This is a genomic window from Psychromonas sp., assembly GCF_041586535.1.
GTDB lineage: Bacteria > Pseudomonadota > Gammaproteobacteria > Enterobacterales > Psychromonadaceae > Psychromonas.
Genome location: NZ_JBFGZY010000005.1, coordinates 22,779 through 47,892, shown reverse-complemented (window position 1 = coordinate 47,892; position 25,114 = coordinate 22,779). Strand labels below are relative to the sequence as shown.

At 44.4% G+C, this 25,114-nt stretch carries 24 protein-coding genes and 2 pseudogenes; 5 read left to right on the top strand and 21 right to left on the bottom strand.

Annotated elements, in window-relative coordinates; translation table 11 throughout:
• The 3 genes from rpsK to rpmJ all read right to left on the bottom strand — a co-directional run.
• Positions 1-203: 30S ribosomal protein S11 (gene rpsK / locus ABZA00_RS01465; protein WP_372880365.1), on the bottom strand; the 203-nt coding region annotated here is incomplete at its 3' end.
• Positions 204-214: 11 nt separating this feature from the next.
• Positions 215-571, bottom strand: coding sequence for a 30S ribosomal protein S13 (rpsM, locus tag ABZA00_RS01460; protein ID WP_372880364.1), 357 nt, complete (start codon positions 569-571; stop codon positions 215-217).
• A gap of 124 nt (positions 572-695) precedes the next feature.
• On the bottom strand, positions 696-809 hold the full coding sequence (rpmJ, locus tag ABZA00_RS01455; protein ID WP_005417265.1) for a 50S ribosomal protein L36: 114 nt from the start codon (positions 807-809) through the stop codon (positions 696-698).
• 378 nt (positions 810-1,187) lie between these two features.
• On the opposite strand from rpmJ, the gene ABZA00_RS01450 reads away from it, so the two are divergent.
• Complete coding sequence (locus tag ABZA00_RS01450) at positions 1,188-1,778, top strand: HD family hydrolase (RefSeq protein WP_372880363.1); 591 nt, start codon at positions 1,188-1,190, stop codon at positions 1,776-1,778.
• A 98-nt stretch (positions 1,779-1,876) separates the two neighbouring features.
• Here the strand turns inward: ABZA00_RS01450 and ABZA00_RS01445 are convergent, their stop codons facing one another.
• Both ABZA00_RS01445 and ABZA00_RS01440 read right to left on the bottom strand, forming a co-directional pair.
• Complete coding sequence (locus tag ABZA00_RS01445) at positions 1,877-2,131, bottom strand: DUF2960 domain-containing protein (RefSeq protein WP_372880362.1); 255 nt, start codon at positions 2,129-2,131, stop codon at positions 1,877-1,879.
• 35 nt (positions 2,132-2,166) lie between these two features.
• Positions 2,167-2,832, bottom strand: a complete 666-nt coding sequence (locus tag ABZA00_RS01440) for an alpha/beta hydrolase (RefSeq protein ID WP_372880361.1) — start codon at positions 2,830-2,832, stop codon at positions 2,167-2,169.
• 174 nt (positions 2,833-3,006) lie between these two features.
• Here ABZA00_RS01440 and ABZA00_RS01435 point away from each other — a divergent pair, with 174 nt between their 5' ends.
• Positions 3,007-4,479 carry an ATP-binding cassette domain-containing protein gene (locus tag ABZA00_RS01435; protein ID WP_372880360.1) on the top strand — a complete coding sequence of 491 codons (1,473 nt, stop codon included), beginning with the start codon at positions 3,007-3,009 and terminating at the stop codon, positions 4,477-4,479.
• Between the two features lie 12 nt (positions 4,480-4,491).
• Entirely contained in the window at positions 4,492-4,803 is a 312-nt protein-coding gene (locus ABZA00_RS01430; RefSeq protein WP_372880359.1) for a cupin domain-containing protein, read from the top strand.
• Positions 4,804-5,125: 322 nt separating this feature from the next.
• Here the strand turns inward: ABZA00_RS01430 and ABZA00_RS01425 are convergent, their stop codons facing one another.
• From ABZA00_RS01425 to ABZA00_RS01400, 6 genes are read right to left on the bottom strand one after another with little or no spacing between them, the layout of a single operon-like run.
• Positions 5,126-5,476 carry a Na+/H+ antiporter subunit G gene (locus ABZA00_RS01425; RefSeq protein ID WP_372880358.1) on the bottom strand — a complete coding sequence of 117 codons (351 nt, stop codon included), beginning with the start codon at positions 5,474-5,476 and terminating at the stop codon, positions 5,126-5,128.
• A gap of 9 nt (positions 5,477-5,485) precedes the next feature.
• Positions 5,486-5,755 (bottom strand): K+/H+ antiporter subunit F, encoded by a 270-nt coding sequence (locus tag ABZA00_RS01420; RefSeq protein WP_372880357.1) that lies wholly within the window; start codon positions 5,753-5,755, stop codon positions 5,486-5,488.
• The gene (locus ABZA00_RS01415; protein ID WP_372880356.1) at positions 5,749-6,234 is read right to left on the bottom strand and encodes a Na+/H+ antiporter subunit E; all 486 of its coding nucleotides are present in this window, start codon (positions 6,232-6,234) and stop codon (positions 5,749-5,751) included. The genes ABZA00_RS01420 and ABZA00_RS01415 overlap by 7 nt, the downstream gene beginning before the upstream one ends.
• Positions 6,235-7,746: a monovalent cation/H+ antiporter subunit D gene (locus tag ABZA00_RS01410; RefSeq protein ID WP_372880355.1), complete on the bottom strand. Its 1,512-nt coding sequence runs from the start codon at positions 7,744-7,746 to the stop codon at positions 6,235-6,237. It abuts the gene before it with no gap.
• Between the two features lie 3 nt (positions 7,747-7,749).
• A complete protein-coding gene (locus tag ABZA00_RS01405) occupies positions 7,750-8,103 on the bottom strand; it encodes a Na+/H+ antiporter subunit C (protein WP_372880354.1) in 354 nt (117 codons plus the stop codon).
• A 2-nt stretch (positions 8,104-8,105) separates the two neighbouring features.
• A complete protein-coding gene (locus ABZA00_RS01400; RefSeq protein ID WP_372880353.1) occupies positions 8,106-10,901 on the bottom strand; it encodes a monovalent cation/H+ antiporter subunit A in 2,796 nt (931 codons plus the stop codon).
• A 471-nt stretch (positions 10,902-11,372) separates the two neighbouring features.
• Here ABZA00_RS01400 and ABZA00_RS01395 point away from each other — a divergent pair, with 471 nt between their 5' ends.
• Positions 11,373-12,677: an inosine/guanosine kinase gene (locus ABZA00_RS01395; protein WP_372880352.1), complete on the top strand. Its 1,305-nt coding sequence runs from the start codon at positions 11,373-11,375 to the stop codon at positions 12,675-12,677.
• Positions 12,678-12,814: 137 nt separating this feature from the next.
• On the opposite strand, the gene ABZA00_RS01390 is transcribed toward ABZA00_RS01395, so the two are convergent.
• The 10 genes and pseudogenes from ABZA00_RS01390 to ABZA00_RS01345 all read right to left on the bottom strand — a co-directional run bounded on the left by ABZA00_RS01390 (position 12,815) and on the right by ABZA00_RS01345 (position 23,468).
• A complete protein-coding gene (locus ABZA00_RS01390; protein ID WP_372880351.1) occupies positions 12,815-13,183 on the bottom strand; it encodes a DUF3316 domain-containing protein in 369 nt (122 codons plus the stop codon).
• A gap of 202 nt (positions 13,184-13,385) precedes the next feature.
• Positions 13,386-13,784: pseudogene (locus ABZA00_RS01385) on the bottom strand (EamA family transporter); the annotation flags it as partial.
• A gap of 108 nt (positions 13,785-13,892) precedes the next feature.
• Positions 13,893-14,207 (bottom strand): annotated as a pseudogene (locus ABZA00_RS01380) (EamA family transporter); the annotation flags it as partial.
• Positions 14,208-14,339: 132 nt separating this feature from the next.
• Positions 14,340-15,437, bottom strand: coding sequence for an alkene reductase (locus tag ABZA00_RS01375; protein WP_372880350.1), 1,098 nt, complete (start codon positions 15,435-15,437; stop codon positions 14,340-14,342).
• Positions 15,438-15,456: 19 nt separating this feature from the next.
• Positions 15,457-15,840, bottom strand: coding sequence for a lactoylglutathione lyase (gloA, locus tag ABZA00_RS01370; protein WP_372880349.1), 384 nt, complete (start codon positions 15,838-15,840; stop codon positions 15,457-15,459).
• A gap of 541 nt (positions 15,841-16,381) precedes the next feature.
• Positions 16,382-16,585 carry a hypothetical protein gene (locus tag ABZA00_RS01365; protein ID WP_372880348.1) on the bottom strand — a complete coding sequence of 68 codons (204 nt, stop codon included), beginning with the start codon at positions 16,583-16,585 and terminating at the stop codon, positions 16,382-16,384.
• A 106-nt stretch (positions 16,586-16,691) separates the two neighbouring features.
• Positions 16,692-17,720: a zinc-binding dehydrogenase gene (locus ABZA00_RS01360; protein WP_372880347.1), complete on the bottom strand. Its 1,029-nt coding sequence runs from the start codon at positions 17,718-17,720 to the stop codon at positions 16,692-16,694.
• 14 nt (positions 17,721-17,734) lie between these two features.
• Positions 17,735-19,141: a TolC family protein gene (locus ABZA00_RS01355; protein ID WP_372880346.1), complete on the bottom strand. Its 1,407-nt coding sequence runs from the start codon at positions 19,139-19,141 to the stop codon at positions 17,735-17,737.
• On the bottom strand, positions 19,134-22,289 hold the full coding sequence (locus ABZA00_RS01350) for an efflux RND transporter permease subunit (protein ID WP_372880345.1): 3,156 nt from the start codon (positions 22,287-22,289) through the stop codon (positions 19,134-19,136). The genes ABZA00_RS01355 and ABZA00_RS01350 overlap by 8 nt, the downstream gene beginning before the upstream one ends.
• A 9-nt stretch (positions 22,290-22,298) precedes the next feature.
• Positions 22,299-23,468: an efflux RND transporter periplasmic adaptor subunit gene (locus ABZA00_RS01345; protein ID WP_372880344.1), complete on the bottom strand. Its 1,170-nt coding sequence runs from the start codon at positions 23,466-23,468 to the stop codon at positions 22,299-22,301.
• 116 nt (positions 23,469-23,584) lie between these two features.
• Here ABZA00_RS01345 and ABZA00_RS01340 point away from each other — a divergent pair, with 116 nt between their 5' ends.
• The gene (locus tag ABZA00_RS01340) at positions 23,585-24,532 is read left to right on the top strand and encodes a LysR family transcriptional regulator (RefSeq protein ID WP_372880343.1); all 948 of its coding nucleotides are present in this window, start codon (positions 23,585-23,587) and stop codon (positions 24,530-24,532) included.
• Positions 24,533-25,114: the final 582 nt, after the last annotated feature.

Genomic DNA, 25,114 nt, shown 5'->3' with positions numbered 1-25,114 from the left:
TCAGCAGCAACCTGTGCAGCGAACGGAGTAGATTTACGAGAACCACGGAAACCAGAACCACCGGCAGTTGCCCAGGAAAGCGCATTACCTTGACGGTCTGTAATAGTTACGATTGTGTTGTTGAAAGAAGCATGGATATGAGCCATACCATCAGCAACTTGCTTTTTAACGCGCTTGCGAGCACGAGTTGGAGTTTTAGCCATGATCTCTTACCCTATTTTTTAATTGCTTTGCGCGGACCTTTACGGGTACGAGCATTCGTTTTAGAACGCTGTCCACGTACAGGCAGGCTGCGACGATGACGAAGTCCACGGTAACAACCAAGGTCCATTAGACGCTTGATGTTCATAGATACTTCACGACGTAAATCACCTTCAACGGTGAACGTAGCTACTTCAGTACGAAGAGCTTCAATTTGTGATTCGTCCAGATCTTTCAGTTTAGCTGATTCTGCGATGCCGGCTGCTGCACAGATTTTCTGTGAGCGAGTTTTGCCGATACCGAAAATTGCAGTTAATGCAATCACAGCATGCTTATGATCAGGAACGTTAATGCCAGCGATACGGGCCACTATGCACTCCTTAAAAGTAAATGAATCATTTGCGAAAAGCCCGGTAGGATACTCGGCAAATGAAAAAAAAGAAAATCTAGTTCAGCTGTTAATGAAGCTTAAACTAATGGATCCAAAATCGGTCTTAGCCTTGACGTTGTTTATGTTTTGGCTCTACACAGATAACACGCACAACACCGTTGCGCTTGATAACTTTACAGTTACGACAGATTTTTTTAACGGATGCACGAACTTTCATTGCAACACTCCGAAATTAATATGCTTATGATTTTATTAGGTCATAAACACAGAATTAAATTTATTAAGATAACCATAACCCTAACTTACTGCCCAATTTGTATAAAACAAAAAAGTGTAACCAGTGATCATGGCGCAATAATATAGCAAATATTAAATATTTATACGAGTAATAATTGCTTCAAGATGCTTAATATAAGTCAGATTCGAGGAAATAAGTACTAAGCGCTTAGATATCTCACTGATAATCGGGTTATTGATTGCCCTTTGCAGGGTAAATGCCTAAAAAATTTCTTCCCGCATGAAAGTTCTAAGAGATCTGTTTAAGGGTTATATGATAAAGTTTCCGGCCATTGGTTTGAGCAATTTTGGATTGATAATGAAAGAATTAAAACAGCAGCTAAACTTTATAATGGAGCTAGATCGTTTAAAGGCGGTTTACCGTAAAACAATGGTGCAATCCGATGATAATCGTCAGGAAAACAGTGCCGAGCACAGTTGGCATATTTCCATGGTGGCGACTGTTTTTCATCAATATGCACAGGAGCCGGTGAATATAAATCGGGTTGTCAGCATGCTGCTTATTCATGATATTGTCGAAATTGATGTAGGCGATACTTTTGCCTTTGCGGCGCAGCAGGATCTCGATGCCCAGGAGGAAAAAGAGCTAAGGGCTGCCAATCGTTTATTCGGTTTATTACCGGAAACGCAATTTCAGTTATTTCAAACATTATGGCTGGAGTTTGAACAGGCGGAAAGCGCTGATGCCCGATTTGCTAAAGCGATGGATTGTATCCTGCCGCTGATTCAGAATATGGCTAACCAGGGCGGTAGTTGGGCTAAACATGAGGTTAAAAAGCACCAAGTGCTTAAACGCAACCAATATCTGCAGGATCTAGCCCCTAAATTATGGAGTTATGCTTGCTCCGAAATTGACTTGGCAGTTGAGAAGGGCTGGTTGAGCCACTAATCACACATTAAAGAATTATCCGGTATTTTCAGCTCGCAGCTCGGCAATACCGGATTAATCATCTTCCCGTGTTTATGTTCTGCGTTAAGGAAGGAAAATTATTTACTCAGGGGTTCATCACGCAAAAATTTAATCTCCTCAAACCCCATCTTGGCAAATTCCGTCTGGCGGAAATTTTTCACTATTCCCTGACCCCGGCAACTCATTTCCAGCTGTTTCTCCATGTTCAGAAAGTGTTGTAAATCAACCCCTTCAGCATCTGCGGCTGCTTCATAGATATCGTGGAACTGGTTATAGGAAAACTGAATAGTCTTGCGCTTACCTTTAAAAACATATGTCACTTGTCTGGCCATTTTTTTACCTTAATCTTGTTATATGAAAGTAGTTGTTATTTATCAGCTAAACATCCAAGCAACCAGGCCGAGATATCATTAATTTGTTCAGCGCAAACATTATGCCCCATTGTATAACTTTTATAGTCGGGGTGAAATCCCATTTCAGCAAGCGATTGCAATGCCCGTTTCCCGAGGATCGGGTTGACGATAGGGTCCAAACTGCCATGCATGATGGCAAGCTTAATAGCACTATTGGCAGGGTTAATCTGAATACTCTCTTTGCTGGCAAAGTAGCTCGACATCACCAGCAAGCCTGCCAGTGGTTTCGGATAGGTCAATGCCGCCTGGAGTGCAACTGCGCCACCTTGAGAAAATCCGGCAATGACAATCCGATCCGAAGAGATACCGCGCTCAATTTCGCGATCAATCAAAGCCTGGATTTTCACAGCAGAATCGTTTAAATGGGATAAATCAACCTTACGCTCAATGCTCTGGTCCATAATGTCGTACCAGGCAGGCATGATATAACCGCCATTAATAGTTACCGGAATAGAGGGGGCATGCGGAAACACAAAACGAATAGCACTATTTTCCGGTAACTTCAGCTGCGGGACAACGCCTTCAAAATCGTGTCCGTCGGCACCTAAACCATGCAACCAGATAACGGCTGCATCTGCTTTTGTTTGCGGCTGAACTTCAACACAGGATAGATAATTCATAAGATTGGCTCTGAGAGATAAATGGTTGTTTGAAGTTTACTGGATCTTTACCTTAACCGGTATGCTGATTTATGCTCTGTGCTGAGGTTTTTTTAAAATACTTCGTTACCAATATCTGTTTATGCCCTTTAAAAAGTGCAATGATCTTTTAACACAATCTAACTGCGAGGTTTTATGCTGACTATTTCAAACCTTTCTTATCAGTTTAACCATAAACAATCCGATAATAACCTGACATTGAATGTAGAAGAGTTAACTCTGCAAAGAGGTGAGTCACTGTTAGTGGTAGGGGATAATGCCAGTGGAAAATCTTTATTGGCACAGATTTTACTGGGCTGCATCAAAGATTATTCGGGCAGTGTGCGCTTAACTGAAAAACATAGCAGCTTAAGTTTTGAACTAGAAGCTGTCACACTGGAATATGATCGTCTGCATGACGACAGTGAATATCTCGAGGGTGGGGTGGACTGGGGACGCTCTGCGCGGCAGGTGATTTGTCAGGATAACAGCGACAATATTGTTGTAACGGATGATTTTGACAAAATCATTAGCCTGCTGGCAATCGAAAACCTGCTTGATAAACCTTTTAAAATATTATCCACGGGCGAGACGCGCAAGGTGCTGATGGCAAGGGCTTTGCTATGCAAACCGCAATTATTAATTTTGGATGAACCCTATGCCGGTTTGGATATCGGTTCGCAGGCGCAGTTAACTAAGGTTCTCAATCAGCTGATTGCAGAAGGGCTTAGTATTATATTGTTTGATTTTTACCATAGCAGTTTACCCGGTGAAATAAAAAAACTGGTTTACCTGCGGGAGGGGGAAATAAAACTTTCCGGTAATCGAGAGGAGATCATTGCGTCGCCGCAGTGGAAAACCCTGACGCAATCCCATTACACTCTGCCTCACCATCTGCCTGACTGTATAAGCTATGATCATATCAATAAAACTCTTCCGCTGGTGGATCTTGTTAATGTATCCGTTTCTTTTGCGGAAAACTCCGTTTTTAAAGATCTTAACTGGCAGTTTAACCAGGGGGAGCATTGGCAGATTGCAGGGCCGAACGGCTCTGGAAAATCGACCTTATTAGCGATGATCTCCGGTGACAGCAGTAAAGCTTATGGTCAGGATATTACCCTTTTCGGGGTTAAACGCGGCAGCGGCGAGTCTATCTGGGATATAAAACGTCATTATGGGGTGGTTGGCGCGCAGTTGCATCGCGATTACCGCGTATCAACTAACCTGCTGCACACCGTTCTCTCCGGTTTTTTTGACAGCATTGGTTTATATGAGACTCCAAAACAGAGTCAAATAGAGATAGCCAGACAATGGTTGCTATTATTAGGTCTGGCAGATAAAGAGAACACCTCCTTCAATGCATTATCCTACGGTGAACAGCGTTTGGCTTTAATTGCCCGTGCGGTGGTGAAATTACCGCTGATCCTGATATTGGATGAGCCCTGTCAGGGGTTGGATAATTATAATCGTGTGAAAGTACTTGCATTGATCGATTATATTGCAGCCAATAGTGCGACGCATATCCTTTTTGTCAGCCATGATCCGCGCGATAAACTGCTATGTTTAACCCATCAGCTTGAATTTTTGCCGCAGGGAGATGCTTATGCTGCCTGCGTAAAAAAACTGTAAGGAACAGATTTAATGGCCAATATATTTGCCAATATCCCCAAAGAGTTACCCGCAGAGCTCTTTGAAGATATCGTCCGGAATAATGGGGTTGAAATCGAGAGGATAGTATCAAAAGGGCATAGCTCACCGCTCGATGGCTGGTATGAGCAGCCGCGCAATGAATGGGTGATAGTGTTACAGGGGCAGGCGATGTTAGTTTTTGCTGATCAGCAGGAGGTACATTTAAAAGCCGGGGATTATATCGAGATACCGGCTTTGCAGAAACACAAAGTCAGTTGGACAGATCCAGATGTTGAAACTGTGTGGCTGGCTGTGCACTATTAAGATAATTTGCCTGCCACGCAATTCCGCCAGCCAAGGTAGATCATTAGGGTATCCACTTATACCCAAACTACCTCAAGATGCAAATTCAGAGCTTCGCCCGGGTGCCAGAACAAGACGTAACATGATGAGAATGGTTACTCCCTTTTCAAGTGTTGCAACGCAGTGCTGGCTTTCGGGCGGAACTCCCAAAGGGCAAGACAATAAACGATAATCTTCGGTGTTAAAGGTTTTGATTTAGAATGATTAGTTCATCATCCTTCTGCCTAGAACCTCATCATTTATCGACTTGCTGATTTTTGCATCTTGGGGTAGCTTGGGTATATCACTCTTGGCGGTCTTTTTGCTGTTTGGCCTGCTCAAATAGTTTGTCGTTTACACTGTCTTTACGCTGTTTGACCTGAATGTGCAGTGCTGCTTTTGCCAGCATATGCGCGGCCACCGGCGCAGTAATAAATAAAAATAACAAAATAATTAGCTCTTTAAGTGACACACCACCATTGCTGGCTGAAAATACTATCGCAGCAATAATTACAGAGCCAACCCCCAGTGTTGAAGCTTTCGTTGGACCGTGCAAACGCGTATAGAAATCTGGTAATTTAACCATGCTATACGAGCCAAGCAATATAAATATACCGCCAATAATAAGTAAGATACTACAGATGATTTCTAACATTTATATGGCCTATTCAATGATGTCGCCGCGCAACAAAAACTTACAAAATGCTGCCGTACTAATGAAACCGAGCAGGGCAATCAACGCTGCCGCCTCAAAGTAAACGTCGCTTTGGGTGTAGATACCGAACAAAATAATGAGTGCGACACTATTTACGTACATGGTGTCAACCGCCAATATGCGATCCGTAGTTTCCGGGCCTATGATTAGGCGCCAGGCGTTTAATAGTAGTGAAACAAAAATACAAACCATGGCAAATTGTAGACTTAGCGCTAGCATTTGAAAATCTCCTTAAGCGGTAGTTCGTAACGGTTCTTGATGTTATCGATAATAGCTTGTTCATCGTCTAGGTGAAGAACATGCACGTATAAAATGCTCTTATTCTTAGAAAAATCAGCACTGAGGGTACCCGGTGTTAGGGAGATTGTGCTACTCAAGATGGTAAGGGGGAGATCGCCCTGTAATTCAAGGTGATACGCAATCATACCCGGCTTTAGTGTGCGGTTGCTTTGCAGTATTCTAAGCGCAACATCAAAGTTACTCTTAACGATATCAACCAATAAGCGTAAAAAATAGATGATAACTTTTAGCGGCTGATTGGCAACGGGTTCTTTCGGGCACAAAGGCGCGACCAGCACCGGTATGCCTATTGCAAAAAAAACAGCGAGTAAAAGATTGCCTGCAGCAAAACCATTAAGCAGTATCCAAACCGTGAATAACATCAAGCTGTGATAAGGCATCGGAAATAAACGAGACATTTACTGACCCCCCTTAAGGTTAAGCATTTGTGGCAGTGGAAATTGATGCAGTTGCTGGGCAGCTGATTGGGTAAAGCCTTCGACATCGTTGGCAAAAACCACCAGGCAGAGCAATAAGAATGCGATGACGTATAGAGGTATAAGCTCCAGATTATGCACTTTGTCTGTTTCGGCAGCGTCGCCGCTTGCTTTCCAAAATAGATGGCTGGTAGTGCGCGATGCTGCAATCAGAGTTACCAAAGAGCTAAGCAAAATAAGAGCCCAGCTGGTCATCATCCACGAACTGCCAAATGTTGCTTTAAGCAATAAGGCTTTGCCAATAAAGCCGGATAAAGGCGGTAAACCAATCATTGCTATCGCCATCACCAGGAAGATAAAGCTTAACAATCCTGCAGATGGCAGGGCGCGTGTACTTACAAATCGGTCTTGCGCCTTAGGTCTTAGGCGAACAACAATACCTGCAAACAAGAACATGGCGCAGCCGGCTAGCGTGCTGTGGATAAGGTAGTAGAACCCTGCTGCGCTAGCCTGTGCATTATGTTGGGCGATAATAAGCAGTAAACTGCCAACTGAAGCGATGATTAAATAACTTGCGAGCTGACGTAGAGTTTTACTACCCAGTATACCCACCACCGCAAGGGCAATGGTTAGCAATGCCAGTGGGCTTAACCATTCCATGATTGGCGCTGATAATGGCTCTGTACCGCTGCCAAATACCACGCCATGAATACGCCATAAGCAGTACAAACCAACTTTGGTCAATATAGCAAACAGCGCTGCGACCGGCGCGCTGGTTGCGCTATAGGTTTTGGCCAGCCATAAATGCAAAGGTAACATTGCTGATTTGAGTGCGAACACAACAAATAACAAAAATATACCGGCTTGGGCGAGTAATAACTGAGTGCCTTCAATGTTCTGCGCTTTAAGTAATAGATCGGCATAACTTAGGGTGCCAAAGGCTGCGTAAATGGTCCCGAGTGCAATCAGAAATATTGACGAACCCAACAAGTTAAGGAATAGATAGTGGGAGTTTGCCAACACACGGTTTTTACCGCCGCCATGGATCATCAATGAATACGATGCCATAAGCAGGATTTCGAAAAATACGAATAAATTGAAGATATCAGCTGTTAAAAATGCGCCACAAATACCGGCGACCTGAAACATCATTAAAGGGTGAAAAAATATCCCTTGTTTATCATCGCCTGCACAGCTATATATCTGCGCACAAAAAGCAACCAGACTGGTTAACAGCACCAATAATGCGCTTACCTGGTCAACATAGAGAGCAATGCCGTATGGTTGCTGCCAATTACCCAACTGATAAACAATTGGTCCCTGCATAATAACAGTGCGCAGCAGAACGATTGCAATTAGCAAGCCGATGGCTTGCCCACAGATTGCGATGACGCGTTGGCTATTCATATTTTCGTGTAAGCGTGCGAATAACAAAACAATCCCGAGTAGCATCGGCGTTATTATTGGTAGTATCGCTAAATGATCTAGAAGCATAAACTACGGTGTCTCCGTTTTAGTTGAGATGTCTCGTTGCTCTTTACCATCGACATGATCATGACCACTTTCAGAGCGAGCTCGCATTGCTTGAATACAGGCAAAAGCAGTCATGGCAAAGCCAATCACGATTGCTGTTAGCACCAATGCTTGTGGCAGAGGGTCACTATTGATAGCTTTGTCGCCCAGGATGGCTGCACTGTCAGTGGTCAAACCACCACTGGCAAACAGAAACAGATTCACGGCGTAAGACAATAGTGTTAAGCCGAGTACTAAGGTAAATGTATGAGCGCGAAGCATCAAAAATACGCCGCATGCAGTTGCAACACCCACTGCAACTGAAAACCAAATTTCCATTATTACCGCTCCTTAACTTTTAAACGTTGGTTGGTGGTAAGTTTACCCAGATTCGACAAAATGAGCATGGTCGAGCCGACCACGGTTAAGTAAACGCCTAAGTCGAATACCAAAGCAGAGGTAAGTTCGAATTTACCAATAACCGGTAAGGTGAAGTAGTCAAACCAAGTGGTTAAGAATGGATAGCCCCAGAACAGCGGTGCCATACCCGTTAGCAATGCAATCATTAATCCACTTACAATCAAGCTTTGATAGACAATTTTATTGCGCGCTATTACCCAGCTAACCCCGTGGGCGAAATACTGCAGAATCATGGCCACTGCGGTTATCAAGCCTGCAATAAAACCGCCGCCAGGTAAATTGTGACCGCGAAGAAAGATATAAGCAGAAATCAGCAATGCTAAAGGCAGCAAACTCTGAGACACCACCGACAGAATCATCGGGTGTTTGTCTTCGCTCCAAAGACGGCCTTGAGCATCCCGAGTACGAATCGATAAACGCATGCGGGCAATCAACTTGTATATGCCTAGCGCTGCGATGCCAAGCACCAGAATTTCTCCCATGGTATCGAAACCACGGAAATCGACCAGAATAACGTTAACTACATTGGTGCCTCCACCGCCGGTTTTTGCGTTATCAATATAAAATTGCGAGACCGATTCGCTGTGATAAGTCAGCATCAATAAACACACCGTACCTATAACCGCTCCGATAGTTGAGGCTAACAAAATGTCACGAGCAAAGCCTGCAGGACCGGTTGTGCTACTTGGTGTGGTTTGCGGGAAAAAGTACAGAGTCAGCAATAATAAAATAACCGCCACAACCTCAACCAACACTTGCGTTAAGGCTAAGTCGGGTGCTGAGTAGTAGTTAAAGGCAATTGAGACCACCAGGCCGACCAGGGAGAGCATTGCCAGGGCAATAATCCGCTGGTGACTGACCAGTACGGTTGCTATTGAGCCCAATATTAACAATATGCAGCCGACTATGACCGGTATTTCAACATTGGTATGTGCAAGGCGTTCCAAGGGCTCACTGATTTTAGAAATCGGTATTGCCAACATTAATAATGCAAATGCCGCGAGAATAAATGCACTGCGTTGATAGCTACCGTTGTCAATCCAGCCAATTACCTTTTGCGCGCCGCACTGTATTTGATGGATGACTTTGTCGAATATTTCACTGGCGTTTATTGTCTGAAAGCTGGCCTGGAAGCGGAACAAATGTTTACGGCTCATATAAATAAGCACTCCGCCGACGATCGCTATAAAGCTCATCAGTAGTGGAATGTTAAAACCATGCCATATCGCAAGGCTAAATTCTGGTACCGCATTATTAATGGTAGCTTGTCCTGCAGAATTAAGTAGCGCGCCAATGGTAAAGGCCGGGAATGCACCAACCAAAAGACAGATCGCTACCAGTACTTCAACCGGCACGCGCATGTAGCGCGGCGGCTCGTGCGGGGTTTTGGGTAAATCACGAGGCTCGCCATTAAAGAAGACGTCGTGGATAAAGCGCAACGAATACGCAACCGAAAGGGCTGCACCAACGGTGGCCAATACGGGAATTAGCCAGGAAATAGCACCAATAGTGCGTTGTTCAAGCACTTCAGCAAAAAACATTTCTTTGGATAAAAAACCGTTAAGTAAGGGTACACCCGCCATTGCAGCAGCCGCAACCATTGCCAGAGTGGCGGTGATAGGCATGTAGCGATAAAGGCCATTTAGTTTTCGCATATCCCGTGAGCCCGACTCATGGTCAATAATACCGGCACCCATAAATAGCGAAGCTTTAAAAGTTGCGTGGTTAATAATGTGAAAAACTGCCGCCACTGCCGCCATGTCACGGTTGAGGCCGAACAACAGCGTGATCAATCCCAGGTGGCTAATGGTAGAATAGGCCAGTAGTCCTTTTAAATCATGCTGAAAAACCGCGGTATATGCGCCGTAAAGTAGCGTCATTAAACCGGTAGTAGTGACCAATACAAACCACATATCGGTACCAGAAAGTGCCGGGTATAAACGTGCTAATAAAAATACACCAGCTTTGACCATAGTTGCAGAGTGCAGATAGGCACTTACTGGCGTTGGCGCTGCCATCGCGTGGGGCAGCCAAAAATGAAATGGGAACTGCGCAGACTTGGTGAAAGCACCGAGTAAAACCAAAATCAGAATTTGTGGGTAGTACGAGCTTGTCCGAATCAGATCGCCAGCATTGAGCACGACGTCTAGCTCGTAACTGCCGACAGTTTCACCAATGAGTATTACCCCGGCTAACAGGCAAAGCCCTCCAAAACCAGTAACTGTTAACGCTAAACGAGCACCTTTACGCGCTTCGCTTTTGTGGTTCCAAAAGCTAATCAGCAAGAAACTGGAAATACTGGTCATTTCCCAGAAAAACCACATTTGTATTAAGTTACCGCTGAGTACTACGCCTAACATTGCCGCCATAAACAAGATCAAATAGCTGTAGAAACGCGACATATTATCGCGTTCACTCAGGTAGTAACGTGCATACAGAATTACCAGTAAACCAATACCGAGGATTAGCGTAGCAAATAGAAATGCTAAGCCATCTAAACGCAAACTTAGGTTTAATCCGAGTGAGCTTACCCAGGCTATCTGATGGGAAATTACCGCGCCGTCAAAAACCGCAAACATCTCGCTGAACAACAGCGCCAAGCTGACCGAAGGCAATAACGCGGTAAAAAAGGCTATTTGGCTCCGGCCAAATCCTTTTGCTAAAATTGGTACGATCACCCCAATAATGGGAAGAAAACACAGTAGAAACAATTTCATAAAGTTTATAGTTCGATTACTAAACAATACTAGAATCTTAATTATTTATAATACATAAAGCTAGAATTATCGGATTAATTCGTACTACTAGGGTGATTTTTAGGCGATCCAGACCAATAGCGCTGATGACACCGTCAACTTAACTGCCTCGCATCAATAAATGTGATAATCTGCCGATGAATAACCCTAGAACACCATATAGTTTAAAAAACGAACGCCAGAGCGGTTTTTAGGTGCGCTAGCTTAACTTCCTCCTGTGCTTATAGTTGCCTGTCTCGATGTCAATTCTTGTTTTACTATGAGCTCTTTTCCCCGGGATTGATTCTGGTTAAGTTTTTATCAGTGATTGAGCGTGGATGTTTGAGCTCATTTAGCGGCTGTGCTAAAGTCCGCCGCCCATTTATTAAAAACAGATCCTAGCGCGGATTCTCAATTAAGTTGATCCGGTGTTGCTATACAGTGAGATAAAAAATGAAATTTCCAGGTCAGCGTAAGTCAACGCATTATTTTCCAGTCGAAAATCGTGCTCCATTATTGGCTAACTTCACGCTTTTAACCCCCTTTATTCGTACTTACATAACGGGAATTGATCAGATCATGGTGGATATCGAAGCCGCGGTCGGGGATGAGCTTCTGGAAAAATACCGGTTGCCTAAGGGTAATTCGACACTGATTGATGATCAGCAGGCCCACGCTTTATATACAGAGTTGAAAGAGCAAAAATTGATAAAAGGTGAGTTTGCCGGCGGCAGTATTGGTAATACCATACATAACTACTCGACCCTAACCGATGATAAATCGGTTCTCTTTGGTGTGATGAGTAATGATATTCAAGTGGGAAATTACGCTTACCGTTACCTCTGTGATACTTCATCAAAAGTAGATTTAAACTTCCTGCAGCCTGTGGACGGGCCGATTGGCCGTTGTTTTACCCTGGTTTCGGCATGTGGTGAGCGTACCTTTGCAATCAGTAAAGGTCACATGGATAAATTAACACCACAGCATATTGATAAGGCGGTTATCCAGGAGTCATCGGCATTTGTTATGAGTGCCTATTTGATGCGTGCCAGTAATGGAGACCAAATCAGCGACGCTGCATTGCAGGCGATCGAATACGCCAGGCAGGCAAAGGTACCGGTTGTATTAACACTGGGGACCCGCTCTTTAATTGAGGAAGATCCAAGCTGGTGGCGAACATTTATTAAAGAACATGTAACCATATTGGCGATGAATGAAGAAGAGGGTGAAGCATTAACCGGGTTTAAAGATCCTCTGCTTGCCAGCGAAGCGGCGCTTGAACTGTGTGATATGGTCTTAACAACAGCAGGGCGCTTGGGTTTATTTACCGCCGGTTACACCGAAGACTCTAATAAAAGAGAAACCAAGCTTCCATTAGCTTCTGCCGCTATTCCTGAATTTAACCGCTTTGAATTTTCGCTGCCAAAATTGAAAAGCAGCTGCTTTACACCCATTAAAGTGTTTTCGCATATTCCACCTTATATGGGCGGTCCTGAGAAAATCAGCAATACCAATGGTGCAGGAGACGCCGCGCTGGCTGCTTTGTTACACGATCTCGCCTCAAATACCTTCCATAAAATGAATGTGCCAAATTCCAGCAAACATAATCTCGATGCGCTCTGCTATTCCTCTTTTTCGCAAATATGTAAATATGCCAATCGCGTCGCTTATGAGGTGCTGGTACAGCATAACGCACGCCTTTCCCGCGGTTTGCCTGAGCGGGAAGATAGTTTGGAAGAGGCATATTGGGAGAGATAAGCCGACGGCTTGTTTAAGGAAAACACTGCAAAGTGGGTTTCCATGGCAAATCGGAAATAATAACAATAATCCAGCCTGATCTTACTAATCAGGCTGGATTATTGGTCTAAAAAAGAGCTATTTAATCAAGCTGTTACTTAGTTAGCTTGGGAATAGCTGTAAGTGACATTTACCAGACCGGTGTAAACAACCTGCCCCTGGTCATTCATCATCTCCTGCAGGGTAATATAAGCGCCATCATCCAGGCTAACACTGTTTTTTTCTTGATAAGAGCCTAATGGTAATGCTAATTCATCGCTTAATTGCGCGGCTGAATCGTTTTTCAGCTCATTCAGTTTTGCAAAACCAAGTTCATAAGCCGCTTGTTTAGTTTCCGCCGGCGCTGTTTTAATGGTTTTGTTGCTGTGATGTACACTGTAATTACCGTAAACCGCTGAGCCTGCAAAAGCACTTGCGCTTAAGATAACCATTGCTGATGCTAATAATGTATTTTTAACTGTTTTCATGTTTGTATCCTTCTCTAATAAGTTAGCTGTTATGTTTGTTTCGATGAGATAAGAATACACCCTGGTTGATGACCAGAAAGCAACGCTAAAATGACATGTTTGTCATCATTGCAAAATACCTGTTTGTTTTACTTGAATGCACATATTTACAGGTGTTATCAGTTGCAGGGGCTATCGTTGCACTAAAAACAAGCAAAATGAACTATCTTCTTGAAAGTTTTATATAAACAAATAACGATAAGAAAATAACCCCGGCTCCGATCAGTTTTTGTAGTGCCAGTGCCTCACCCAATACGGTTATACTGAGTATTAATGTCCAAATAGGCTCTAAAATCATAATCAATGAAGCACTTTCGAGGTTTACCGAAAATTGTCCAACGGCTTGGAGCAGATAACGAATACTGGTTGCGACAACGGTAGAAACAATAAACCAAAATATCACACTGCCGTTTAATTCGTAGTGCGCCTGCTCGGTCAAAACGACAAAAATTGCACTGCACAGACCCACGGTGAATAGCTGTAAAAAGATTGATAGCAATGGTTTGACGCTTGCTGTCACTTTTTTATTAAATACAAAATGTATCGAAAGCAGGGCTGAAGAGAGCAAAAAACACCACTGACTTTTCTCTATCTGCCAGCCATTAGACAAGGTCAGCAGCATCATTCCTATCATGGCAACCGGCAATGCTAACCAAAACGCCTTGTTTGGTCTTTTTTGAAAAAATACCCAGGAAGTAAATGGTGCAATTATCATCGCTAAGCTCATGATAAAAGCCCCTTCAGAAAGGCTGTTAGTAATGGAAACGGCGTACACCCAGACCTGAATTGACAGGGCTAAAATAAGACCCACAGCGCATGCGGAAATCACTTGTCTGGGGTTTAATGACAAAGCATGGCGATAGCAAAAGGGAAACAAAATGATACTGGCAAGCAAAAATCTGGCCGCAATAAAAACTTCTCCGGGAACAGCGGTAATGACTAATTTGGATGCAATCCAGCCGACAGCAGCGAGCAATGTTGCCATTAGTAGATAAAACTCACCGCGCATAATTTTTTCTTTCCCAATCAATTTAATCCTGTAGACAGTAGAAAAACAGCAACACCGCATTTTCTGCAGGGTTGCTGTTGATTTTGGTCAGTGTGTTGCGCTTAAAGGTTACTCGGTATATTCGGGGTAATCCGTCAGGCCTTTTTCAGCACCACCAAACAGTGTCTTTGCATCGTGATCCGCTAATGGGTAACCTTTTTTAATACGATTTGGCAGATCCGGGTTAGCCACAAATGGACGTCCAAAACCGATCATATCCGCCAAACCATTATTAAGCGTTTGCTCTGCTTTCCGTGCATCATAACGACCAGCATAAATAAGTACACCATGATAAGCATCACGTACCGCCTGTTTAAATGATAGCGGAGTGTCAGGTGCATCATCCCAGTCAACTTCAGCAATATGTAAGTAGACAATATTGTATTTATCCAGTAGTGCCGCGGCAGCTGTGTAGGTTTCAACCGGCGTCGCATCAACCGTACCATTTAAAGATGTAAAAGGAGCCAGACGTACACCAACACGCTCGGCGCCGATTGCATCAACCATAGCCGCAACAACTTCTCCCAGGAAGCGTAAGCGATTTTCAATAGAGCCGCCGTATTCATCGCTGCGCTTATTGGCTTCTGAATCAATAAACTGATTGATTAAATAGCCGTTTGCGGCATGCAGTTCGATACCATTAAATCCGGCTTCGATCGCATTAAGCGCTGCCTGTCGGTACTCCTGCACAACAGCTTTGATGTCTGCTTTGGTCATCTCTCTTGGTTGTACGACGTCAACAAAACCCGGCTCTTGTTTGCCATTGTCGATAAACACTTTTACATTCTCAGCTTTAATTGCCGAAGAAGATATTGGCTGCTCTCCGCCAATATTATCAGGGTGAGTAACACGTCCAACATGCCAAAGTTGAGCGAATATTACGCCGCCTTTATTGCGTACCGCATTAGTGACTTTCTTCCAGCCATCAATTTGCTCGGCAGTATAAATACCCGGTGTCCAGGCGTATCCCTGGCCCAAAGCAGATATTTGCGTACCTTCAGCCACAATCAGCCCTGCAGTCGCGCGCTGTGCATAATAGTCAGCCATCATTTGATTAGTTACATTCCCGGGTTGACTCGCTCGAGAGCGGGTCATAGGCGGCATTACGATACGATTTTTAAGCGTGATATTGCCTAATTGTATTGTTTGAAATAGTGAGTCTGTCATTATCTTTTTCCTTTAAAAGTTAGTCAGCCTGGATAAGCTCAATTTGGTATCCGTCCGGATCGGTAATAAAAGCAATATGCGTGGTTCCACCTTTAACAGGCCCCGGTTCACGCGTAACTTTACCGCCTGATGCTTTTATCTTGTCGCATGCCGCATAAATATCGTCTACGCCAAGTGCGATATGACCAAAAGCGTTGCCCATATCGTATTGTTTTGTATCCCAGTTGTAGGTCAACTCTATGGTTGTACCATCCGCTTGGTCTGCGTAACCGACAAACACTAATGTATAGCGATATTCACTATTTTCACTTCGATTTAATACGCTCATACCAAGCACCCCGGTGTAAAATTCGATTGATTGTTCAAGGTCTATCACCCGGATCATAGTGTGTAAAAATTTCATCGTTAATCCTGTTAAAAACATAATGAAGTGTATGTTACGTGGAATATAGGAAAATAAAAATTATCAATTATTATTTAAATGATAATTTTTTGTTATGGGTTTGCTCTTGATTACCGACTGCGGCGTTTTTAAGGGAGCGAGAGGTTCAATTTTACGAAAAAGCGTTGCGAGTTCTGTTGTTTGCCGTAAAACACACAACCCGGCTTATGCTTAAGCCGGGTTGTTGTGGGGATTATTAACTCAATAAATTAGGCTAATAAAAGCGCTTAATTAACCTCAGTTCTGAATAATGGAATCGTAATTTCCTTTAATATCAACACATTGAATTGTTCTATTATACAGTGCTTTTAGTTTTGTGCAGTTCAGGGAAAATCATCGAAGCAATAGCTGGCTATTGGGAGATGATTTAACGCAGAAATATGCAAAAATAACGGTGCTGTATCGATTTGCTTATCCAGAATTGAGGTTACTTAGTTTACTTGAGAGTAGCTGTAGGTAACATTTACCAGGCCAGTGTAAGCAATCTGACCCTGGTCATTCATCATCTCCTGCAGTGTGATGTAAGCGCCGTCATCCAGGCTAACACTGTTTTTTTTTGATAAGAGCTTAATGGTAATGCTAGTTCAGCGCTTAACTGCGCGGCTGAATCGCCTTTCAGCTCATTCAGTTTTGCAAAACCAACTTCATAAGCGGCTTGTTTGCTTTCCACCGGCACTGTTTTAATGGTTTTGTTGCTGTGGTGCACACTGTAATCACCGTAAGCCTGCAAAAGCATTTGCGCTTAAGATAACCATTGCTGATGCTAATAATGCATTTTTAACTGTTTTCATTTTCTTTAATAACAATGGCGCTTAAGGGCTAACTTTTACCACTTGTTTACCCGTAAAACCGCCATCAAGCTGTCTATGTAATGCTGCCGAAACTTTGTCTGCAGTAAAGTCAATCTCGCTGATCTCCGGTACGTTAATCTCACCGCTAGCAACACTATCAAGCAGCGACTTACCCATAAAGCTCATTTTCTGTTGTGCGCACAGGCTATTGGAAAGCCATGCTCCATCCAGAGAAACAATGCTGATATTAGGAGCTTTCTTATACAGCAGGTTATGCTCCAAAGCAGGTAATGGTTTTAAACAGGCGATATGGCCGCAAAAACGCATCAGTTCGATATTGCGTATTGTCGATTCGCCACCAACGGAGTCAAGCACTGCATCGAAACCGCGCGCACCGAGCTCTCGACGAATTTTCTCAGTGAGATTTTTATCCTGGTAATCAAATACGATATCGGCGCCAAGTTTTTTGACCAGTTTATGATTTTTTTTACAAGCAGTGGTAAATACAACGGCTCCGCGCTGCTTGGCAAACTGGGTAGCAAACTGTCCGACAGCACCTGCGCCCGCGTCAATTAAAATAGTATCACCCTCGATCAGATGTACTTTAGCCATTGCAATCATTGCCGCCATGCCGGCGCAAGGCAAAGTAGCCGCTTCGCTTGCGCTGATGCCCTGCGGCACCACGGTAACTGCATAGTTGGGCACTTTAGCATATTCACTCAGCACACCTTGATCGTCTACACGGGCATGCCACATTACCCGTTCACCCACATTGGGGAACACACCTTTATCTGCTTTTACCACAATGCCGACCGCATCCAAGCCCAATACGTGAGGATACTGCCACTGACAAAAACCCGCTTTTGCAAAATGACCATCGGCCGGGTTCAGGCCGACATATTCAATTTTGACCAGCAGCTCATTCTCAGCGCATTGCGGCACAGATAATTCAACATCAGACAAGCTGATTTGCGGATTAGGCTGAGTGAGTACAATGGCCCGCATGGTCTGCGGTACACCGTAGGGTTGTGTTATCTCCGTGTAAGACATTTTTAAACTCTATGTTAAAGGTTTGCCAAGGCGTAACTCCAGCGACCGTTAAATGCCTGATAAGCATTTACTTTTGCAAGTAACGTTGAAATCGTAGAGTCAACACTGTTTTCCTGCGCAATTAAAATATCCTGCCTGGCGTTTAACAGCTCCAGGTAGGGGATTTGCCCCTCCTGGTACATTGCTTCGGCCTGCAGGAAGGCATTATTGGCGTATTTATAGCGCTGCTGTGCATACTGCTGCTGCTCATTTTCTTTGACCAATAATTGCAGTGCAAGCTCACTTTCACTGATCGCATTAAGCACAACTTGCTGATAATCGCTATAAGCCGCTTCACTCAAATATTGCTGCGCATCACGCTGCGCAAGCAGGGCAGGGTAGCTTAACAGTGACCACTTAATTTGCGGTGCAACCTCCCATTGCCCCTGAGTATCCGCGAGGCCATAACTGCCCAGACTTAATACGCCGGCAAAAGCACTTAAACTTACTTCCGGCAGTAGTGCTTTACTCGCAGACACACTCAATGAATTGGCTTCACTAAAATCAAACAGTGCCTGACTGATATCAGGACGCAGGGCAATGGCATTAGCAGGCTGAGCTAAGGTTAGATTAAAAGGCAGGTCAAATACCTTTTGTTCGTCCTGTAAGACCAGAGCGCTGCTTAAACGCCCCGTTAACACCGCCAGTGCTGTCAAGTCACTGTATTGCGCATAAGCGATCTCCGGCAGTAGTGCCTGCTGCTGACTGAGTTGGGCACGGGTACGGTTAAGATCCAGCTCATTGGCTATCCCCTCATCAACACGCGCCTGCAACACCTCAATGCTTTGCTGCAAAGCCTCGACCTGCAGTTCAACAATCTGCTGCTTTTGTTTATTTCCCTGATAACTGACAAAACCCTTTACCACAGAAGAAACCACTTCAATCTGTAATAAACGCAGCTGCTCAGCCCGGCTCATGGCCGAAGCATTCGCTGCATCAACCAGCGCACTGATACGGCCAAACAGATCCAGCTGCCAGTCCAGCGCTAGATTTGCACTTAATTGACGGCTGTTATTATCCACGATGTCATTACGTGAGGCATTAATTTCTGTGCCACCCTGTGGTAAAAATTGCGCTTTTTGTGAACCGAGGCGTGCTAACGCACTCTGCAGCTGCAGCTGGCTGCTGTGCAGATTATGGTTATTTGCAAGTGCATCATTAACCAATTGATTTAACTGGCTTGAATGAAGTTTCTGCCACCAGTTTACTTCATCCTGACCGGCCAGCTGCGGTGCTATTTGAGCTTCATTTATAAGGCGTTGCAGCTCCTGTTGATGCTGGGACTGATCTATTGTACTGGCACACCCGGACAACAATGTTGTGAGCAGCATAGCAGTGCCGGTTAATTTAGTCTTTACAGACAATGTTGCTAACTTAACCATTTGCTTGCTCCTCACTGTTTTGTTTCTTATCACTGGTCAGCAGAATATAGAATACCGGGGTGAACAATAGGCCAAATAGCGTTACACCTATCATGCCGGAGAATACCGCATTACCCATGGCATGACGCATTTCTGAGCCGGCCCCCGTAGCCAGTATTAACGGTACGACACCTGCCGTAAAGGCAATTGAAGTCATCAATATTGGACGTAAACGTAATCGGCATGCTTCGATAATGGCATTAAAGTGTGACATTCCCTGGCGGTTTTTATCTCTGGCAAATTCGACCATTAAAATGGCATTTTTAGAGGCCAGGGCAACCAGTACGATCAATGCTATCTGGGTAAAAATATTATTATCAGAGCCTACCAGCCAGACACCGAACAAAGCTGAAAAGATGGTCATTGGTACAATAAGAATAATCGCCAGCGGTAGACGCAGGCTTTCATACTGTGCTGCCAGTACCATAAAGACTAACAATACGACCAATGGAAAGATGTAAACCATGGTATTACCGGCAAGTATCTGCTGGAAGGTAACATCAGTCCATTCATAAGCGATGCCGCTCGGCAAGGTGTCAGCTAAAATCAGTTCAATTGCCTGCTGCGCTTGACCCGAGCTGTAACCCGGGGCAGGGCTGCCATTTAATTCTGCACTCGGGTAACCGTTATAATGCATGACGCGATCCGGCCCGGTGGTTGGCGTAACGGTTAATACCGAGCCTAACGGCACCATATTACCCTGAGCGTTACGTACTTTCAGGTTCAGAATCTGCTCAGGATCCTGACGGAAATCAGCGTCTGCCTGCGCATTTACCTGATAGGTTCGGCCGAACAGGTTAAAGTCGTTAACATAGACTGAGCCAAGATAAATCTGCAGAGCATCGAACACTTGATCCAGCGGTATTCCCTGAATTAAGGCCTGCTCGCGGTCAATATCAATATTCATCTGCGGAACCTGAATACGGAAGCTTGAGTATAAGCCCATCAATGCCGGATCTTTACGCGCTGCTGCAAGTACGCTTTGCAGACTGTTAAACAGGCTTTCGAAGCCTTTATTAGCACGATCTTCTATCTGTAACTTAAACCCGCCCGTTGTCCCTAGACCTTGAATCGGTGGTGGTGGGAAAACCGCCACAAAGGCTTCATCTATTACGGCAAACCGCTGATTTAACTGAGCGGCAATCGCCATTGCCGATTTGCTCGGATCGTTACGATCAGCAAAGCTTTCCAATGGTGTAAATACAATGGCGCTGTTCGGACTGTTGGTCATGCCGTTAACGGAAAGACCCGGGAAAGCAACCGTATGCGCGACACCTGGAATTTGCAGAGCGATTTTTTCCATTTCCTGAACGACAGCCTGAGTACGATCCAGGCTTGCAGCATCTGGCAGTTGCGCCATCGCAACAAGGTATTGTTTATCTTGAGAAGGTATAAAACCACCCGGTACGGTCTCAAAGAGTTTAACCGTGCCGCCCACTAAAGCGAAATAAGCCACTAAGACAATCACACTCATACGGATCAATTTTTGTACCAGTTTCTGATAACCTTGCGCACCACGATCAAAGAGGCGATTAAATGGCACAAATAACCAGCGTCCAAATAATCGGTTCAATAAACGGGTCAACAGATCCGGTTTACTGTCATGAGATTTCAGCAATAACGCAGACAATGCCGGCGATAAGGTCAATGAGTTAAAGGCAGAGATCACCGTTGAAATGGTAATGGTCAGGGCAAACTGCTTGTAAAACTGGCCTGACAAACCGGATATGAATGCAGTTGGAATAAATACCGCACACAATACCAGTGCAATAGCTATAATCGGTCCGGTCACTTCACTCATAGCAACACGTGTTGCTTCTAAAGGCGATAAGCCCAGTTCAATATTACGCTCAACGTTTTCAACCACGACAATGGCATCATCCACCACAATACCGATCGCCAGTACCAGTCCAAATAATGACAGGGTATTAATTGATACACCCAGCCACTGCATTACCGCAAAGGTACCGATCAGTGAAATAGGCACGGCAATTAATGGAATAATCGACGCACGCCATGTCTGCAGGAAGATAATAACAACCAGCACAACTAAAATAATGGCTTCAAGTAAGGTATCAATAACCGCATCGATAGAGTCACGCACAAAAACAGTGGGATCATAAACAATATCGTATTCAACCCCTGCAGGGAAATCCAACGCTAAGCGCGCCATTGTTGCGCGTACCTGATCAGAGAGTTCAATGGCATTAGAGCCGGGGCGTTGAAAAACAGGGATTGCCAACGCAGGCTGGCTGTCCAGCATTGCTCTTAAGGAATAGCTATCTTGACCGAGCTCCAGGCGGGCGACATCATTTAAGCGTGTTAATTGTCCTTCCTCACCTACTTTAATAATAACCTGTTCAAATTCTTCAATACTCTCAAGACGACCTTTTACGTTGAGCAGGATTTGGAACTCACTATTTTTTGATGCCGGTTGTGCACCTAAGCTGCCCGCCGCAACCTGCTGGTTTTGCGCACTCAGTGCATTGACAACATCCGTTGCAGTGAGATCTCTTGCCGCCAGAGCGTCGGGATTTAACCATACACGCATCGAATATTGACCACCGCCGAACAGTCTTACTTCACCTGCGCCACTTAGACGGGCAATCTCATCTTTAACATAGAGATCGGCATAGTTGGACAGATAAGTTGTATCATGGGTTTTTTGCGGTGAATAGAGATGTACCACCAGAGTTAAATCGGCAGAGGCTTTCTTAGCAACAACCCCTAAACGTTGTACTTCCTGAGGCAGACGCGGCAAAGCACTATTAACACTGTTTTGTACCTGCACTTGAGCACGGTCCAGATCAGTGCCCAGGGCAAAGGTCACGGTTAAGGTCATACGGCCATCGCTGGTTGCCTGAGAGGACATATACAGCATGTTTTCTGTACCGTTAATTTCCTGCTCCAGGGGAGTGGCTACCGTCTCGCCGATAACCGTCGGGTTTGCGCCCGGGTAATTTGCCGTGACTACTACCGTTGGCGGTGCTACTTCAGGGTATTCACTTACCGGTAATTGAAATAATGAGATACTGCCGGCAATTAAGATTACCAGTGACAGCATTGCCGCAAAAATAGGCCGCTCAATAAAAAAATGAGAAAATTTCACGATAACCCCTTACTGCTTAGCCATCAGATTGGCATTATCTGAAGATGTCAATGTAAACGCCACACCATCACTATCAATATTGACCGTATTAGGAGCAATTGGCATGCCGGGGCCGACCCGCGCCGGGCCGTTAACAGCGATAATATCACCGGCTTGTAACCCGTTAGTAATAGCACGTAATTTTCCGTAGCGTTCACCGATTTCAACGAGCTTATACTGCAATACGTTATCTTCACCGACGGTTAATACAAAACGATTTTTTAAGTCGGTACCAATAGCGCGTTCAGGGATAATGACCTGCTCTGTGACTGCATTGGCTGCTAACTTGATACGCGCAAATGAACCGGCCCGTAGTTGCTGATCAGCTTCATTAAACACTGCACGAACACGTAATGTACCGGTAGCAGGGTTGATTTGATTATCGATAAAATTGATATGACCTTGATAGGCAAAATCATTCTGACCAAGTTTCTGCATCACCACCTGCTGTTCACTCTCAGCAGTGACATCGGAAAATGAGCTGTTCCAGGTGCGCTCATCAACATCAAAATAAGCGTACATCGCTTTATTGGAGACAATCGAGGTCAATATACTTTGCCCTGCCAGGACGTTATTTCCGCGGGTAATATTGGCACGGGAGATAACACCGTCAATGGGTGAGCGGACAGCGGTAAATTCCAAATCGAGCTGCGCGGCTTTCAATTGTGCCTGTAATGCAGCAAGCTCTGCTTCACGCTGGCGTAACGTTGAAGTACGCGATTCAGCCTGCTCGGTTGAAATTGCTTTACGCTCAGTTAATCGTACAGCACGTTGCGCTTCATTTTTCGCTTGATCTAACGCTGCCTGGGCGCTGACAACTTGTGCCTGCAGGCTGGCAACCACTGCTGCGAATGGACGATCGTCCAGTTTAAATAACAGATCTCCCTGCTTTACTTTATCGCCTTCATTAAAAGCAATCTGCTCGATCACACCAGAGATACGCGGCATTAATGCCACCTCTTCAGGAGACTCTAAACGCGTGGTATAGGTACGCCAGTTTTGTACCGGTTTCACTAACACTTGTGCGACATCTATTGCTTGTAATTGTTGCTGGCCGGCTGGTTGTTTTGGCTCTTCGGCGCAGCCGATCAAGGTAAAACTCGCTGCTGTAATAGCTGCAGCAATCAAATGTTTTTTCATGGTATGACTCCTTTTTAATATTTGCGGATGATACGGAACAAACATGACGACAAAAAGGATATATTTTTAACAACATTAGTGCCAAAATTGCACCAATCAAAAATTTAGGGCAGATAATGGATACAACAAGTCGACTTTTAATGTTTCTGGAAGTGATCGAGCGCGGCTCTTTTGCCAAGGCCGCGGCCAACCGCAATATCGATCGTTCTGTTATTTCCAAGCAGATCACCCGGCTGGAGGATGAACTGGGGGTCAGGCTGTTAAATAGAACCACCCGCTCTTTTTCTCTGACAGCCGCTGGCGCGGAGATGATAAAAAAAGCGGGTGAATTACGGGAATTACTGGGAGAAACTGTCAGGCTGGCTGAAAATTATCATCAGGAGCCACGCGGTGTATTAAAAATTACGGCATCAGGTTTTATTGCCAGACGCTACTTACTACCCGTTATCAATAATTTTCAAAAACGCTTTCCGCAAGTTGAAATTGAACTGTTAAGCAGTGATATTTATGTTGATATTGTATCTGAAGGGATAGATTTGGCATTTCGCATCGGTGAGCCGAAAGATTCCACCCTGATTGCGCGAAAGATAGCGCGTAATCGCCGTATCATTATAGCCTCTCCTGATTTTATCAAGACCTACGGTATGCCCGAAAGGATTGAGGAACTGGCTGATTTACCCGCGGTCAGTTACTCAAGTTCACAGTTGAAAGTGGAGAGCATCCCTTATTTGAATGATCAGGGGGAGCTTAAAGAGCAAAAAACCAAGAGCGTATTTAGAACGAATGATCCGGAAAGTTTGATATCCAAAACCCTTTCGGGCACTACTTATTTTGCCGCTCCTGCTTTTCTTGTTGCAGACGAGGTCAAAGAGGGGCGTTTAATCCCTTTACTGACGCATGTAAAATTAATCGACTTGAATCCCATGTATGCAATCTACCCGCACCGGGATCTGCCGGTCAGAACCAGGTTGTTTTTTGATGCTGTGCGAGAGTACCTGGGTAAAGAAAAGCCGCTTTGGGAGGAGGCTATTCCCGACTTCGAGCGATTGTATCAGGGGGCTTGACCGCAGCAGAGGTCAAGCCCTGTTATTTTTCATTTAACCGGCAACCTTGCCAGATATTTATTTTAAGTATGAATCAGGCGCTTTTACTGAAGCTTGTTGACGTGCAAGGATTACTGCCTCTCCCGTTCGGTTAATTTTTTCTCGTTTTGCCCATCAGCATGGTTTATCTGCTCCTCAGTAAAAATCCGGGTTGTTTATCCTTCCTTTTTTCCTTTTATTCATCAAGACGAACAGTAGGGAGTTTTACTGTTTATTGTTGCCAGAACGAGCAATTATCCTGATGTATTTGTAGTATTTAAAGGCGTTGTTTTTATTGGGGTACTTATTTGTAAAGGTACTTTTTGAGTATCGCAAATTTCTATGAACACCGGTTTTCATTGGTTTTTAAACAATTTAAAAGCTAAAGGGTGTTAAAATATACACTGTAAACAACTTTATCTATCCATCCAGTTAAATTAAAAATACTATTTAATGTTATTTTATAATACAAATAAGAGTGTTGTGATTTACTTCACTTTTTATCCGGTTTTTTTAGCGTATTTTAAAAAGGGTTAAATGAGTTTCTTTCATTCACGCCTGCGA

Coding starts and splice junctions, on each gene's coding strand:
- gloA (WP_372880349.1), bottom strand. CDS start 15,840: ATGAAATTTTTACACACTATGATCCGGGTGATAGACCTTGAACAATCA.
- ABZA00_RS01400 (WP_372880353.1), bottom strand. CDS start 10,901: ATGAAATTGTTTCTACTGTGTTTTCTTCCCATTATTGGGGTGATCGTA.
- ABZA00_RS01405 (WP_372880354.1), bottom strand. CDS start 8,103: ATGGAAATTTGGTTTTCAGTTGCAGTGGGTGTTGCAACTGCATGCGGC.
- ABZA00_RS01340 (WP_372880343.1), top strand. CDS start 23,585: ATGGATACAACAAGTCGACTTTTAATGTTTCTGGAAGTGATCGAGCGC.
- ABZA00_RS01375 (WP_372880350.1), bottom strand. CDS start 15,437: ATGACAGACTCACTATTTCAAACAATACAATTAGGCAATATCACGCTT.
- ABZA00_RS01420 (WP_372880357.1), bottom strand. CDS start 5,755: ATGCTAGCGCTAAGTCTACAATTTGCCATGGTTTGTATTTTTGTTTCA.
- rpmJ (WP_005417265.1), bottom strand. CDS start 809: ATGAAAGTTCGTGCATCCGTTAAAAAAATCTGTCGTAACTGTAAAGTT.
- ABZA00_RS01435 (WP_372880360.1), top strand. CDS start 3,007: ATGCTGACTATTTCAAACCTTTCTTATCAGTTTAACCATAAACAATCC.
- ABZA00_RS01430 (WP_372880359.1), top strand. CDS start 4,492: ATGGCCAATATATTTGCCAATATCCCCAAAGAGTTACCCGCAGAGCTC.
- ABZA00_RS01360 (WP_372880347.1), bottom strand. CDS start 17,720: ATGTCTTACACGGAGATAACACAACCCTACGGTGTACCGCAGACCATG.
- ABZA00_RS01450 (WP_372880363.1), top strand. CDS start 1,188: ATGAAAGAATTAAAACAGCAGCTAAACTTTATAATGGAGCTAGATCGT.
- ABZA00_RS01410 (WP_372880355.1), bottom strand. CDS start 7,746: ATGCTTCTAGATCATTTAGCGATACTACCAATAATAACGCCGATGCTA.
- ABZA00_RS01440 (WP_372880361.1), bottom strand. CDS start 2,832: ATGAATTATCTATCCTGTGTTGAAGTTCAGCCGCAAACAAAAGCAGAT.
- ABZA00_RS01355 (WP_372880346.1), bottom strand. CDS start 19,141: ATGGTTAAGTTAGCAACATTGTCTGTAAAGACTAAATTAACCGGCACT.
- ABZA00_RS01445 (WP_372880362.1), bottom strand. CDS start 2,131: ATGGCCAGACAAGTGACATATGTTTTTAAAGGTAAGCGCAAGACTATT.
- ABZA00_RS01395 (WP_372880352.1), top strand. CDS start 11,373: ATGAAATTTCCAGGTCAGCGTAAGTCAACGCATTATTTTCCAGTCGAA.
- ABZA00_RS01390 (WP_372880351.1), bottom strand. CDS start 13,183: ATGAAAACAGTTAAAAATACATTATTAGCATCAGCAATGGTTATCTTA.
- ABZA00_RS01415 (WP_372880356.1), bottom strand. CDS start 6,234: ATGTCTCGTTTATTTCCGATGCCTTATCACAGCTTGATGTTATTCACG.
- ABZA00_RS01345 (WP_372880344.1), bottom strand. CDS start 23,468: ATGAAAAAACATTTGATTGCTGCAGCTATTACAGCAGCGAGTTTTACC.
- ABZA00_RS01425 (WP_372880358.1), bottom strand. CDS start 5,476: ATGTTAGAAATCATCTGTAGTATCTTACTTATTATTGGCGGTATATTT.